The sequence below is a fragment of the Rhodococcus sp. OK611 genome (assembly GCF_003050885.1).
In the GTDB taxonomy this organism is placed as follows: domain Bacteria; phylum Actinomycetota; class Actinomycetes; order Mycobacteriales; family Mycobacteriaceae; genus Rhodococcus_G; species Rhodococcus_G oryzae.
Genome location: NZ_QAOZ01000021.1, coordinates 1 through 12,678 on the forward strand (window position 1 = coordinate 1; position 12,678 = coordinate 12,678).

A 12,678-nucleotide genomic window follows, 5' to 3' on the forward strand; every position below is an offset into this window, starting at 1 on the left:
TCTTCTTGTCGCCGTTGAGGATCTGATCGAGTGCCTTGGCTCGGCGGGCGAGGGTGGTGGAGTCTTCGGTGCGGGCGGCGTAGAGGAGGTAGCGGCCGCAGGCCTCGGTTCGGGTGGCGTCGGTTCCGACGATGTCGAACACATTCTCACCGTCATCGACACCGCCGCCGTCCGCATCGGTCTCGGTTGCGACGTTGTCGTCGCTGCGTGCCGGGGCATCGGGGTCGGGCACCTTGTGCAAGAGTTCGACAATCACCCGGACCTGGTCGCAGTCGGTGTCACCGGCGTCGAACGCGGCGGCCACCTCCGGATGCTTCGACAGCTCCCGTCCGAGCTTGACGATCCTGTTGGCCTGGCCGGGGGTCATGGTGGCCGCGCCGGCGAGCCAGTTGCCGGGGGAGGAGGCCCCGACCTGTTCGGCCACGCACCGCTGATCGACCTGATGCATCAACCGCACCCGTAGCGCCTCGAGCTGCCGCATCCGCAGCGAGAGCTCGGGAATCAGCCTCAGGAGCTCGGTGTCTGCGAGCTGCCACGCGGCCACATCCGGTGGCGCGGTGAGCATCTCGTCGAGATCCATGTTCGAAGCCTAATCGAACATATGTTCTATGGCAAGGGTGTTGCCCGACCGGATTTCCCTTGAACAGTCATGGCGATAGAGCGATGACCGGTAAGCGCAACCATCGGAGCGCACACGAAACGCCCCCCACCTTGACGGGGAGGGGCGTTTTGCGGTGAAGCCCTGGGGCTCGGCCGATTACGAGCCGAAGATGCTGCCCAGATCGCCGAGCGAGCCGGAGGAGGATCCGGCGGAGCCGGTGCCCGGCTCGACCGGGGTGGTGGTGACGGTGACGGTGAGGACCTCGGAGGTGGAGGCGATGAAGCCGTCGGCGCCGTTGTAGACGGCGGTGATGCTGTGCGCGCCCGCGGTGGTGAGGGTCTGCGTCCGCTTCGCGACACCGTTGGTCAGCGGCACCGGGTTACCGATGATGGCGCCGTTGTCCTTGAACTGGACGGTGCCCGTTGCGCCGGCCGGGGCCACGGTCGCGGTCAGCTCGAACGCGGTGGTGGAGTTGGCGGTGGCCGGTCCGGTCAGCGTGGTGGTGGTTGCGACCGCCGCGGCGTCCTGCTCGAAGTCGAGCGCGAAGTCCGGGTTGACCGACTGGTTCTGGGACTCGTTGCCTGCCCCGGCGGGCATGCCGACCACCAGCATCACCTTGGCGGTCTGCCCGGCGCCGAGGTGGGTCGACTGGAGCTCGGTGCCCGGCGCGGCCAGGTTGTTGGTGAGGTCCACGATGGCGCCCGAGGCGTCGTTGACCTCCACGCGCACGTACGCCTGCATGTCCGGGGCGGTCTTAGTCCAGTTCCCGAGGTACACCTGAAGGGTGCCGCCCTGGCTGGTCGGGTTCTTGGCGTAGAAGGTGGTGGTGAGTTCTCCGCCGGGGATCAGCTCGCCGTGGAAGTCGGGGATCAGGGACATGTCGCCCCAGACCGAGTTGTCCGCGGAGTACTGAAGGGAAGTGGGGTCGGCGTGCGCGGCTGCGGGCATCACCAGTGCACCGAACGCTGCCAGGAACAGTGCAAGTATCGCGCCGCCAAAGGCAGTGGTCAGCCGCTTGAGGCCGCCGGGTGCGCTGATGGTTGTGGTCATGGCGCGGAGCCTAATGTGGCGAGTGACCCAAGCGTTCAGTTTCGGTTAAACAATCTTGTCCGTTGAACGCAGGACAAGTGTGCACGCTGTGGCGCCCCCGGCGGGGTGAATTGCGCACGTGTGCCGAGGGTGTGTTCGGGGGAGTAAGGTATCGGGGTCCGAAAGAGTCGAGGGAAGAGGAGGTGTGGCTTGCCGTGAAGAGCCAACCTCCGAGTACCTACCGAAGTCGCCGCTAGCCCCGTCGGGCACCCTCTGCCCACGCCAGGCGACTTCTCCGATCACACCCGCGCCGCTCCAGTCCGCGGCACGCGCCCGTGCATCCGACTCATGCGAAAGCCGCCCTCATGCGTGAAAAGCGACCCTTCCGTCCGCTGCTTCCCAGCCGATCCGCCAACCCCTCGAGCGATCTGATCGTCCCCGAGCACTCGATGGCACCGCATCCGACGCCGCCCGCCCCTGCCGTGGTGCCGGTGGAGGCAAGCGTGGTCAACAGTGCGGTCTACCGCGACGGCGCCCGGATCGAGACGCCTGCCAGCCTGGCCGAGGCACTGCGCAGCCTGCCGGACGAGTCGTCCATGGCGTGGATCGGGATGTACCGGCCGGACGAGGAGCAGCTGCAGGCCGCAGCCAAGCAGTTCGGGCTGCACGAGCTGGCGGTCGAGGATGCCATCGTCGCGCATCAGCGACCCAAGCTCGAGCGCTACGGCGACACGCTGTTCGTGGTGCTGCGGGCCGCCCGCTACCTGGACGAGACCGAGCGGGTCGACTTCGGCGAACTGCACGTCTTCTGTGGTCCGACGTTCGTGATCACGGTGCGGCACAGCGAATCGCCGGACCTCTCCGCGGTGCGCAGACGAATGGAGAACGACCCGGAGCTGCTCAAGCTCGGTCCGGAGGCGGTGCTCTACGCGATCCTGGACGCGGTGGTCGACGGGTACGCCCCGGTCGTCGCCGGACTGCAGAACGACATCGACGAGATCGAGACCGAGGTCTTCAGCGGCGACCCGAAGGTGTCGCGGCGCATCTACGAACTCTCTCGCGAGGTCATCGAGTTCCAGCGCGCCACCAAGCCGCTGCTCGACATGCTGCGCGGGCTGTCCGCGGGTTTCGAGAAGTACAACACCGACGAGGAACTGCAGAAGTACCTGCGCGATGTCACCGACCACGCCACCACGGTGGTCGAGCGGGCGGACGGGTTCCGGCAGCTGCTCGGCAACATCCTCACGGTGAACGCGACCCTGGTGTCGCAGACCCAGAACGAGGAGATGTCGGCGCTCACCCAGGCCAGCTACGCACAGAACGAGGAGATCAAGAAGGTCTCCGCATGGGCGGCAATCCTGTTCGCCCCCACGCTGATCGGCACCGTCTACGGTATGAACTTCGACAGCATGCCGGAACTGCACTGGGTGGGCGGCTACCCGATGGCGCTGCTGATGATGGCGCTCACATGTATCACCCTGTACACGATCTTCAAACGCCGCGGCTGGCTCTAGGGAGCGGCTACAGGTCGTCGGTGCAGACGGCGAACCTGCGCTCGTCGTAGACGAATCCGCTGGGGGTGGAGCACTTCTCGACGTCCGTGACGTCGGTGATGATCTCCGCCACCCGGACGCCCTCGCGGGTGGGGGTCGCACAGTCGATGTGGATGGGCTGATCGTCGGCCAGATCCATGCACCCGCCGACCACCCAGTCGATGTCGAGGCAGAGTGCGCCCTGCTCGTCGCCCATCAGGGTCTCGTAGTAGTAGGAATCGGCATCGCTCACGCACTGCGCGTTGGTCGGCGCCTTACCGATCACCTTGTAGTTCGCCGGGGCGCTGCCGCAGGGGGCCTTCGCCACGTTCGCATCGTCGACCGTGCCGGTCAGCTCGACGCACTCGCCGATCTCGACGTCGATCTCGACGGTGCCCCCTGCGTCCGCCTCCGGTACATCAGGCAACAGGGTGTCGGCCACGACGCCGCCGGCCTCGGGCACCGCCCGGCCGGTGATGTCGCTGCCGCAGGCGCCGAGCGTGAGGGCGGCGAGCATCAGGCTCGCGGCGGCGAGTCCACGCTGGAGGCGGTTGAGCGTCATTGTGCAATTGAATCACCCGGCCCCGACCCGGCCGCCGCTCGTCCTGTCCGCACCGGGAAACCCCTCCCGTCGACGGCGGGGCCGCCATACGCTGGTCGGGGAGTTTCCGTCACCGACGAGTGAGGAAGACCGATGAGCGATCACGTCTACAGCGTCACCGAGGTCGTTGGTTCCTCGAGCAAGGGGATCGACGACGCCATCGCGCAGGCGGTGGCCCGGGCGAGTACGACCGTCCGCAATCTCGAGTGGTTCGAGGTGGTGGGCACCAGGGGACACATCCAGGACGGCGCCATCGGGCACGTCCAGGTGACCCTCAAACTGGGGTTCAGGCTCGACGCCGAATGAGCGGGTTCCCGCGCGCCGACCGATGAGTTCCGGCTCCCCGCGTGGTCATAGTTACGGCAACGCCGACCACGGCGGTGCCGTGACTTGATGCAGAGGGAGGCCGGCGGTGGCGGGCTATGGGCGACTGGGGGACCTGAACACCTGGTACGACGAGCACGGCGAGGGCGATCCGCTCGTGTTGCTGCACCCGGGCGGCGTCGACGCCCGCGCCTTCGGGCCGAACATCGACGGGTTGGCCCGCCGGTTTCGGCTGTTCACCCCCGAGCGTCGCGGTCACGGACACACGCCGGACGCGCCCGGTCCCATCACCTTCGACCTGATGGCCCGGGACACCATCGCGTTCCTCGAATCGGTCCCACGCGCGCCTGTCCATCTGCTCGGGTGCAGTGACGGCGCCACCGTGGCACTGCTGGTGGCCCTGCGCAGGCCCGACCTGGTCCGGCGGCTGGTCTGCGTCGCGGGCGTCTTTCACCGGGACGGCTGGGAACCGGGGGTCGTGGATGCGGACCAGCCGTCGCCTGCCTTCCTCGCGGACATGTACGCCGAGGTGTCACCGGACGGTGCCGGGCACCACCCGGTCGTGGCCGCGAAGCTGAACCGGCTGCACCTCGAGGAGCCGACGCTGACCGTGGACGACCTGCGACGGGCCACCGGCCGGACGCTGGTCATGGTCGGTGACGACGACGAGGTGACCCTCGAGCACACGCTCGAGCTGTACCGCGGCCTGCCGAATGCCGAGCTCGCGGTGGTACCGGGTACCTCGCACGGCCTGCTGGTGGAGAAGCCCGAACTCTGCAACCGGATCATCCTGGAATTCCTGACCACCGAACCGGTGCCGACGATGGCGCCGATCCGACGGGAGCGCGGCGCGTGACCGCGCCTGCTGGAGGATCGGCGGCGGCCAGGGCGCGTTCCCTCGCCAATACCGGCCCGGTGCGCAAGTATGGGTGCGTGGAGCTGCCGCTGACACCGCCCCTGCAACCGATGCTGGCGAAGGCCGCGCCTGCGGTCCCGACTCAGCCCGACGGCGAGGAGCCGGTGTGGTCGTACGAGCCGAAATGGGACGGATTCCGCGCCATCGTCTTTCGTGACGGTGACGAGGTGGTCCTGAGCTCCCGGAGCGGAAAGGACCTGGGCCGCTACTTTCCCGAGATGATCGCGGCGGCGCGGGCCGAGCTGCCCGTCCGTTGTGTGCTCGATGGTGAGCTGGTGGTGCCGCGCGAGATCGATGGCCGCACCCGGTTGGACTGGGAGGCGTTGTCGGAGCGGATCCATCCGGCCGAGAGTCGGGTCACCCTGCTGGCCGAGCGGACTCCGTCGCAGCTGATCGGATTCGACATGCTCGCGCTGGGGGACGAGGACCTGACGAAGCGGCCGTTCGGCGAGCGTCGCGACATCCTGCTCGACCATGTCGGCGGCGGCCCGTCCTGCCACGTCACGACCGCCACCACCGACGCCGCGCTCGCCCAGGAGTGGTTCCACGCCTTCGAGGGCGCCGGGCTCGACGGAGTGGTCGCGAAGAAGCTTGCGGGGCAATATCTTCCGAACAAGCGCGAGATGATCAAGGTGAAGCACGCCCGGACCGCGGACTGTGTGGTGATCGGCTATCGGCCACACAAGAGCCAGCCAGGTATCGGATCCATGCTGCTCGGCCTCTACAACGGCGACGAGCTGCACATGATCGGAGGGGCCTCCGCGTTCACCGCGGCCAAGCGGATCGAGATGCTCGAGTTGCTGCAGCCCTACCGCGAGGGTGAGGACGTGGTGTACGACGGCGAGGCCAGCCGGTGGTCGGCGGGCAAGGATCGCCAATGGGTACCACTGCGTCCGGAGCTGGTGGTGGAGGTGGCGTACGACCAGATGGAGGGGGATCGATTGCGGCACGCCGCGCGGTTCCTGCGATGGCGGCCCGACCGCGAGGCGCGTGAATGCACCTACGAGCAACTGGAGGTCCCGGTGCGTTACGACCTGAGTGATGTGTTGGCGGGGGAGGACTGATGGCGGCAAAGGCACCGGCCATGGAACTCGACGTGGACGGCATCGCGGTCCGGCTCTCGAGTCCCGACAAGATCTACTTCCCGCAGCTCGGCGCGGAGGGCGGCAGCAAGCGTGATCTGGTCGAGTACTACCGGACCATCGCGCTCTTCGACGGCGGACGGTCCGGGATCATGACCGCCCTCCGGGACAGGCCAACGCACCTGCAGCGCTTCCCGGACGGTATCGAGGGCGAGGAGATCTACCAGAAGCGACTGCCCGCCAAGCGGCCCGAGTATCTGGACACCTGCACGGTCACCAACCCCAACGGCCGCACGGCCGACGCGCTGCGGGTGCGGCACGCCGCCGACATCGTCTGGGCTGCGCAGATGGGCAATGTCACCTTCCATCCGTGGCCGGTGCGGAGTGCCGACCCCGACCGGCCCGACGAGCTGCGCATCGATCTGGATCCGCAGCCGGGCACTGGGTTCGAGGAGGCCAGGGCCGTGGCGGTGGATGTCCTCGCACCGCTGCTCGAGGAACTGGGGCTGGTCGGGTTCCCGAAGACCTCCGGCGGCCGCGGGGTCCACGTGTACGTCCGGATCGAACCGCGTTGGGACTTCATCGAGGTGCGCCGCGCGGCCATCGCGGTGGCCAGGGAGATCGAGCGCCGCGACCCGACGCGCGTGACCACCGCGTGGTGGAAAGAGGAACGCGGCGAACGGATCTTCATCGACTTCAACCAGACGGCCAGGGACAAGACCGTGGCGTCGGCCTACTCGGTCCGCAAGACCCCGCGGGCGACGGTGTCGACCCCGGTCACCTGGGCGGAACTGCCGGACGTCGAGCCGGACGACTTCACCATCGCCACCGTGCCCGAGTTGGTGGCCAGACGCGGCGACCCGGCCGCCCGGATCGATGACATCGCCTACTCGCTGGACGCGCTGCTGGAAATGGCGGAGCGGGATGCGGCGAACGGGTTGGGCGACATGCCGTATCCGCCGCAGTACCCGAAGATGCCGGGCGAACCGAAGCGGGTGCAGCCGAGCAAGGACAGGGACCGGAAATAGCGTCACGCCCGCGCCCCCGACGGATCCGGCGTGAATCGTCGAGAGACTTCGAGGTCGAGGTACTAGGCTCCGAATCAGCTGTTCAGGCACGCACGAGCATCGGAGGATGCGATGACGGAGAACCCTATCGTTGACAGCAACGAGGCAATGCTGCAGATCGGCAAGGACATCTGGTGGCTGCTGCTGATCCGCGGCATCTTCGCCGTCATCTTCGGCATCGTTGCGCTGGTCTGGCCTGGCGTCACCGTGTGGGCGATGGTGGTCGTCTTCGGCGTGTACGCGATCGTCGACGGCCTCGTCGAGGTGGTCCGGTCGATCCAGGCGCGCAAGATCGTCACCGGCTGGGTGTGGTGGCTGATCGGCGGCATCGTGTCCGTGCTCGCCGGCATCGTGGCCTTCGCGTGGCCTGAGGTCACCGTGCTCGTGGCCGTGTACGTGATCGGATTCTGGGCGATCCTGGTCGGCATCCTCGAGATCATGGGCTCGTTCAAGGTGAAATCCGTCGGCGGACAGTGGGTGTGGCTCCTGATTGCCGGCCTCCTCGCGGTCCTGTTCGGGTTGCTGCTGGTCATCTTCCCGGTCGAGGGCGTCAGTAGCCTCGTCTGGCTGGTCGGCTTCTTCGCCATCATCTTCGGAATCGTGTTCGTGGCCGGGGCATTCCAGCTCCGCTCCGCAGCCAAGCGTGCGGGAGTGGTCTGACCGGCATGAGTAGGCGTGGCGGTCGCTCCCGCCTGCCCGCGGGCGGCGGGAGCGCACCGACCGAGATGCACGTCGACGCACAATTCCTGCCGTTGGCCGATCGGTTCTTCGCGATGTACCGGCAGCCGAACAACGGCGGCGGAGCCCTGACCGCCTACGTGAACGGCGAACTGGTGCTCGACATCTGGGCGGGTTGGGCGGACCGCGACCGACGCTGGCGGCGCGACACCGTCGCGTTGTCCTTCTCCACTGGCAAGGGCGTGGCCAGCACGGTGCTGCACCGGCTGGCCGACCGCGGTGTCGTCGACTACGACGAACCGGTGGCGACCTACTGGCCGGAGTTCGCCTCGGCGGGCAAGGAGCGGATCACGATCCGGGACATGCTCACCCACCGGGCGGGCCTGCACCGGATCCGGGGGCTGGTGCCGGGCAAGACCGGGCTCCTCGACTACGACCGTGTGGTCGCCGCGCTCGCCGCGGCGCGGCCGGACCCGCGCCGGCTCAGCGGCCCCGGGTACCACGCGGTCACGTACGGGTGGATCGTCGCGGAGACGGTGGCGCGGGCGACCGGACGTGCCTTCACCGATGTGGTGCGTACCGAGATCGCGGAGCCGCTTGGCGTCGAGGAGTTCTGGTACCGGGTACCGCCCGAGCATCGGCACCGGATCGCGAAGCTGTTCCCGCACCTCAGCCCCGGCGCAGTGTCCTGGGGCATGGCCTCCTCGGTGATGACGCGGCTGCGCCCGTTCAACGGGCTCGCGGAGGCAGGCATGCCGGAGGGGTTCGATGAGCTGGTCCGCGACCCGATAGTGCACGACGCGGTGATGCCGGGCTGGAACGGCGTGTTCACCTCGCGTGCACTCGCGAAGATGTATGCGGCGATCGCGAACGACGGCGTCATCGACGGCAGGCGCTTCCTTTCCTCCGACACCATCGAGCGGATGGGCGAGGTGCAGACCTTCGGACGCGACTATGTCCTCGGCGCCCGGGTGAACTGGCGGCTCGGCTATCACCCGGTGTTCATCGCGAACCGGTCCCAGCCCAGGGCCGCGTTCGGCCATTACGGGGTCGGCGGGTCGGGGGCGTACGCGGACCCGGAGACCGGCCTCGCCCTCGGTTTCGTCACCAATCGGATGGGCAACGCGCTGACCGCGCTTGGCGACCTGCGCTTGGCCCGGCTCGGCGCGGTGGCGCAGAAAACGGTGCGTGGGCGCTAGTGCCACGACTGGCTGCCGGCGCGGTGATCCGGCGGCTGAGAGGCGGATCACCTACCGGGGTCGCAACCCGCGCGACCTGGACCGGAGCCGTTCGACCAGGCCGTCTGGGCGGAGTGGCTCCTGGCCAATGGCGAAGCTGTTGTGTCTACTGGAATCGGCGACGCCTGCGAACGCGGGATCAGCCGAGCTCTTCTGCAGTCGGATGATGGGACGTGAATGCGCAAGATCGAGACCGGGACCACAAGTCGTCGGCGCTGGACGAATCGGGTCGCGACGGCCCTGATCGGTGCCGCGGTAGCAGGCACGGCGCTGGTCGTCCCCGCGCAGGCGGTACCGCTGTTTCCCGGTGGTCCCGACATCCCTCTGCCCACCCTGCCGACCCTGCCCGGACTGCCTGCACCCGCGGCGCCCCTCGCGCCGCTGCCTCCGGTGGAGCCGCAGGTCGGGCCCGCCAACTTCTCCGCGCCCAGCCTCAACCCGTCCGAGGGTGAGGTGGTCGGCGTCGCGCAGCCCATCATCATCCGGTTCGACGAGGCCATCGACGACCGCGCCACCGCGGAGCGGGCCATCAAGATCAGCAGCAGCCCGAAGGTTGACGGCTCCTTCTACTGGATCAACGACAGCCAGGTGCGCTGGCGGCCGGCCGAGTTCTGGCCGGCAGGTACCGACGTCGTGGTCGAGGCGGGCGGAGCGCGCTCGGCCTTCCACATCGGCGACGCGCTGGTGGCCACCGCCGACGACAACACCAAGCAGATCACCATCACCCGCAACGGCGAGGTGGTCAAGACCATGCAGACCTCGATGGGCAAGACCGGCCACGAGACCCCGAACGGCACCTATATCGTCGGCGAGCAGCTTCGTGACATGTACATGGACTCGTCGACCTACGGTGTCCCGATCGACGCGCCGGAGGGCTACCGCACCTACGTCGAGTACGCGACCCGCATCTCCAACAGCGGCATCTTCGTGCATGCGGCGCCGTGGTCGGTGAACCAGCAGGGCAGCAGCAACACGAGCCATGGCTGCCTGAACGTGAGCACCGAGGACGGCAAGTGGTTCTTCGAGAACGCGAAGAAGGGTGACCCGGTGATCGTGACGAACACCAGTGGCGGGACGCTCAACGGCTCCGACGGTCTGGGGGACTGGAACCGGTAGCGGAGTCTTCAGCGCGGGAGATGCGCGCACGATCACCCGGTGATCGTGCACGCATCGTTCGTATGGGGCGGGCTACAGATCGGGATTGGTGATACGGGCGACTGTCAGGTCGATGGACTCGATCGCGTCGGTACGCGAGTAGCCCTCCTTGTTGAAGCTCTCCCACCCGGTCAGCAGGCACCACCACAGCATCCGGCGGATCCACCGGACCTTGAGCTCCGACGAGAAGGTGCCGTCGGCCTGGCCGCGTTCGATCAGCGCGAGCAGCGGCGCGTCGACCGCGCCGAGTCCCTCCCAGAACGCCGAGTTCGACAATGCCTGCGGGTCGCCGAAGATGAGCGAGAGCAGGGGCCCGAGGTCGAAGCACTCGTGGCTCATCCGGCGCAGCGCCGCGTCCGCGGGGCCATCGGTGGGCCGGGACCGTTCGAGTGCCGCGCCGAGCTTGTCGAGGGCGTCCTCGCCGAGGGCGCGGACCAGATCGATGCGCTCCGGGTAGTAACGGTGCAGGGTGCTGCGACCCACCTCCGCCTCCGCCGCGATCTCGCTGAGGGAGGCGGCCGCGTTCTTGCCGAGCACATCGACGGCCGCGTCGAGGATGGCGCGACGGGTGCGTGCTTTGGTGCCCGATTCGGGGACGGTCACGGTCGACATGTCCTCACGGTAGCAGTGGATTGTTCCCAAATGGAACTTTCATTGACAGAAATGGGACGTGAATGTTCCACTGGTGGACATGAGTGAGTCTCCGGCGTCTGTGAGCTGGCCGAACGTGCGCCTGTTGTGGTCCTTCATTCGACCGCACCGGAAGGTCCTCGGCCTGGGCTTGGTGCTGGGGATCATCGTCACAGCCTCGGGGCTGGCGACGCCGATGGTCATCAAGCAGATCCTGGACACGCTCAGCAGCAACGGCTCGATGCTCACGCCCGTTCTCACGCTCCTCGGCGTGCTCGTGCTCACCGGTGTCGTCGGGTACTTCCAGTGGATCCTGCTCGGCACACTGGCCGCGCGCGTGGTCTACGACGCGCGAGAATCCATCGTGCGCAGGTACTTCCGTTCCACGGTCGGCAGCCTGACGGCGCGGCCGTCGGGCGAACTGGTCACCCGGGTCACCTCGGACACCGTTCTGCTGCGTGAAGCGACCTCGTCCAGCCTGGTCGAGCTGTTCAACGGCGCAGTGAGCATCATCGGCACCCTCGTCCTGATGGCGATGCTCGACCTCGTCCTGTTCGGGGCGACCGTGGCCTCCCTCCTGGTCGTCGGGGCCCTCGCCCTCGTTCTCATGCCGCAGGTCGCGAAGTCGCAGGCGCGGGCGCAGGAATCGGTCGGGCGACTCGGCGGTGTGCTCGAGGGGGCGCTGCGCGCGATCCGGACGGTCAAGTCCAGCCGCGCGGAGGCCCGCGAGGCGGAGCGGATCATCATCGACGCGAAGGACTCACAGCTGCACAGCGTCAAGGCGGTTCGGGTCACCGCTCTCGTCTGGATCATCGCGGGTGGCGGCATGCAGCTCGCGATCATCGGGATCCTCGCCTTCGGTGCGTACCGGGTGAGCACGGGGGCGTTGGCGGTCTCCGCGCTGGTCGCGTTCCTGCTGTACGCCTTCCTGCTGACCGCCCCCGTGACCGCGATGGCGCAGAACGTCTCGCTCGTCCAGTCCGGGATCGCCGCGGCGAGCCGGATTCGCGAGGTGCAGGACATGGAGGTCGAGGAGCACGCGGCCGTCGAGGTCCAGCCGCTGCGACCGTCCCCCGACGTGCCGGTGCTCGAGCTGGTCGACGTCGTCGCCCGGTATGCCCCCGGTACCGAGCCGTCCGTGCGCGGGGTGAGCGCACAGATCCCGGCGCGCGGACACACCGCGATCGTCGGGCCGTCCGGGGCGGGCAAGACCACCCTGTTCTCGTTGTTGCTGCGGTTCCTCCACCCGGAGAGCGGTGAGATCCTGCTCGACGGCGTGCCCTACTCGGAACTGCCGTTCGACCAGGTTCGCTCCCGGCTGGCGTATGTGGAGCAGGAGACGCCCATCGTACCGGGCACGATCCGGTCGAACCTGCTGTTCACCCACCCCGAGGCAACCGAGGAGGAGGTGTGGGACGCGCTGCGTGCGGTGCACCTCGACGAGACCGTGCGTGCGCTCGACGACGGACTCGACAGCGATCTGTCCTCCACCAACGTCTCCGGTGGGCAGCGGCAGCGAATCGCTCTGGCGCGGGCCATCGTTCGCCGCCCGGACGTGCTGCTCCTCGACGAGGCCACCGCGCAGGTGGACGGCCGGACCGAGGCCGCCATCCACGACATGATCCGGGAGCTGTCTCAGACGGGTTCCGTGGTGACCATCGCGCACCGGCTCTCGACCGTGATCGACGCCGATACCATCTTGGTGATGGAGCACGGCCGGGTACGGGCACGCGGTACCCACCTGGAGCTGATGGAGTCGGACCAGCTCTACCGGGAACTGGTCACCGCGTTGCGAATCGGGGTCGACCTCAAGGTCGCCGTGTAG

General features: G+C 68.0%; 13 protein-coding genes. 9 read left to right on the forward strand and 4 right to left on the reverse strand.

Going from position 1 to position 12,678, the window contains the following annotated elements:
- Positions 1–580: DUF222 domain-containing protein (locus C8K38_RS23395; protein WP_143548511.1), on the reverse strand; the 580-nt coding region annotated here is incomplete at its 3' end.
- Positions 581–757: 177 nt separating this feature from the next.
- Positions 758–1,651: an Ig-like domain-containing protein gene (locus tag C8K38_RS23400; protein ID WP_097213782.1), complete on the reverse strand. Its 894-nt coding sequence runs from the start codon at positions 1,649–1,651 to the stop codon at positions 758–760.
- A 344-nt stretch (positions 1,652–1,995) separates the two neighbouring features.
- Here C8K38_RS23400 and C8K38_RS23405 point away from each other — a divergent pair, with 344 nt between their 5' ends.
- Positions 1,996–3,144: a magnesium and cobalt transport protein CorA gene (locus C8K38_RS23405; RefSeq protein WP_097213783.1), complete on the forward strand. Its 1,149-nt coding sequence runs from the start codon at positions 1,996–1,998 to the stop codon at positions 3,142–3,144.
- A gap of 7 nt (positions 3,145–3,151) precedes the next feature.
- Here the strand turns inward: C8K38_RS23405 and lppU are convergent, their stop codons facing one another.
- The gene (gene lppU, locus C8K38_RS23410; RefSeq protein ID WP_097213784.1) at positions 3,152–3,724 is read right to left on the reverse strand and encodes an LppU family putative lipoprotein; all 573 of its coding nucleotides are present in this window, start codon (positions 3,722–3,724) and stop codon (positions 3,152–3,154) included.
- Between the two features lie 132 nt (positions 3,725–3,856).
- Here lppU and C8K38_RS23415 point away from each other — a divergent pair, with 132 nt between their 5' ends.
- The 7 genes from C8K38_RS23415 (at position 3,857) to C8K38_RS23445 (ending at position 10,184) form a co-directional block, all read left to right on the forward strand.
- Positions 3,857–4,069 carry a dodecin gene (locus C8K38_RS23415; RefSeq protein ID WP_097213785.1) on the forward strand — a complete coding sequence of 71 codons (213 nt, stop codon included), beginning with the start codon at positions 3,857–3,859 and terminating at the stop codon, positions 4,067–4,069.
- 106 nt (positions 4,070–4,175) lie between these two features.
- Positions 4,176–4,943 carry an alpha/beta fold hydrolase gene (locus C8K38_RS23420; protein ID WP_097213786.1) on the forward strand — a complete coding sequence of 256 codons (768 nt, stop codon included), beginning with the start codon at positions 4,176–4,178 and terminating at the stop codon, positions 4,941–4,943.
- A gap of 77 nt (positions 4,944–5,020) precedes the next feature.
- Positions 5,021–6,067 (forward strand): ATP-dependent DNA ligase, encoded by a 1,047-nt coding sequence (locus tag C8K38_RS23425; protein ID WP_097213787.1) that lies wholly within the window; start codon positions 5,021–5,023, stop codon positions 6,065–6,067.
- Entirely contained in the window at positions 6,067–7,113 is a 1,047-nt protein-coding gene (gene ligD, locus C8K38_RS23430; protein ID WP_097213788.1) for a non-homologous end-joining DNA ligase, read from the forward strand. The genes C8K38_RS23425 and ligD overlap by 1 nt, the downstream gene beginning before the upstream one ends.
- A 111-nt stretch (positions 7,114–7,224) precedes the next feature.
- Positions 7,225–7,812, forward strand: coding sequence for an HdeD family acid-resistance protein (locus C8K38_RS23435; RefSeq protein ID WP_097213789.1), 588 nt, complete (start codon positions 7,225–7,227; stop codon positions 7,810–7,812).
- Between the two features lie 5 nt (positions 7,813–7,817).
- Positions 7,818–9,029: a serine hydrolase domain-containing protein gene (locus C8K38_RS23440; protein WP_097213790.1), complete on the forward strand. Its 1,212-nt coding sequence runs from the start codon at positions 7,818–7,820 to the stop codon at positions 9,027–9,029.
- A gap of 216 nt (positions 9,030–9,245) precedes the next feature.
- The gene (locus C8K38_RS23445; protein ID WP_097213791.1) at positions 9,246–10,184 is read left to right on the forward strand and encodes a L,D-transpeptidase; all 939 of its coding nucleotides are present in this window, start codon (positions 9,246–9,248) and stop codon (positions 10,182–10,184) included.
- Positions 10,185–10,256: 72 nt separating this feature from the next.
- Here the strand turns inward: C8K38_RS23445 and C8K38_RS23450 are convergent, their stop codons facing one another.
- Positions 10,257–10,835, reverse strand: a complete 579-nt coding sequence (locus C8K38_RS23450) for a TetR/AcrR family transcriptional regulator (RefSeq protein WP_097213792.1) — start codon at positions 10,833–10,835, stop codon at positions 10,257–10,259.
- Positions 10,836–10,914: 79 nt separating this feature from the next.
- Between C8K38_RS23450 and C8K38_RS23455 the strand changes: the two genes are divergently transcribed.
- Complete coding sequence (locus C8K38_RS23455) at positions 10,915–12,678, forward strand: ABC transporter ATP-binding protein (protein WP_097213793.1); 1,764 nt, start codon at positions 10,915–10,917, stop codon at positions 12,676–12,678.

Excerpts from the sequence above, each read along its gene's own strand:
- C8K38_RS23400 (WP_097213782.1), bottom strand. The coding sequence starts at position 1,651 with ATGACCACAACCATCAGCGCACCCGGCGGCCTCAAGCGGCTGACCACT.
- C8K38_RS23405 (WP_097213783.1), top strand. The coding sequence starts at position 1,996 with ATGCGTGAAAAGCGACCCTTCCGTCCGCTGCTTCCCAGCCGATCCGCC.
- lppU (WP_097213784.1), bottom strand. The coding sequence starts at position 3,724 with ATGACGCTCAACCGCCTCCAGCGTGGACTCGCCGCCGCGAGCCTGATG.
- C8K38_RS23415 (WP_097213785.1), top strand. The coding sequence starts at position 3,857 with ATGAGCGATCACGTCTACAGCGTCACCGAGGTCGTTGGTTCCTCGAGC.
- ligD (WP_097213788.1), top strand. The coding sequence starts at position 6,067 with ATGGCGGCAAAGGCACCGGCCATGGAACTCGACGTGGACGGCATCGCG.
- C8K38_RS23435 (WP_097213789.1), top strand. The coding sequence starts at position 7,225 with ATGACGGAGAACCCTATCGTTGACAGCAACGAGGCAATGCTGCAGATC.
- C8K38_RS23440 (WP_097213790.1), top strand. The coding sequence starts at position 7,818 with ATGAGTAGGCGTGGCGGTCGCTCCCGCCTGCCCGCGGGCGGCGGGAGC.
- C8K38_RS23445 (WP_097213791.1), top strand. The coding sequence starts at position 9,246 with ATGCGCAAGATCGAGACCGGGACCACAAGTCGTCGGCGCTGGACGAAT.
- C8K38_RS23450 (WP_097213792.1), bottom strand. The coding sequence starts at position 10,835 with ATGTCGACCGTGACCGTCCCCGAATCGGGCACCAAAGCACGCACCCGT.
- C8K38_RS23455 (WP_097213793.1), top strand. The coding sequence starts at position 10,915 with ATGAGTGAGTCTCCGGCGTCTGTGAGCTGGCCGAACGTGCGCCTGTTG.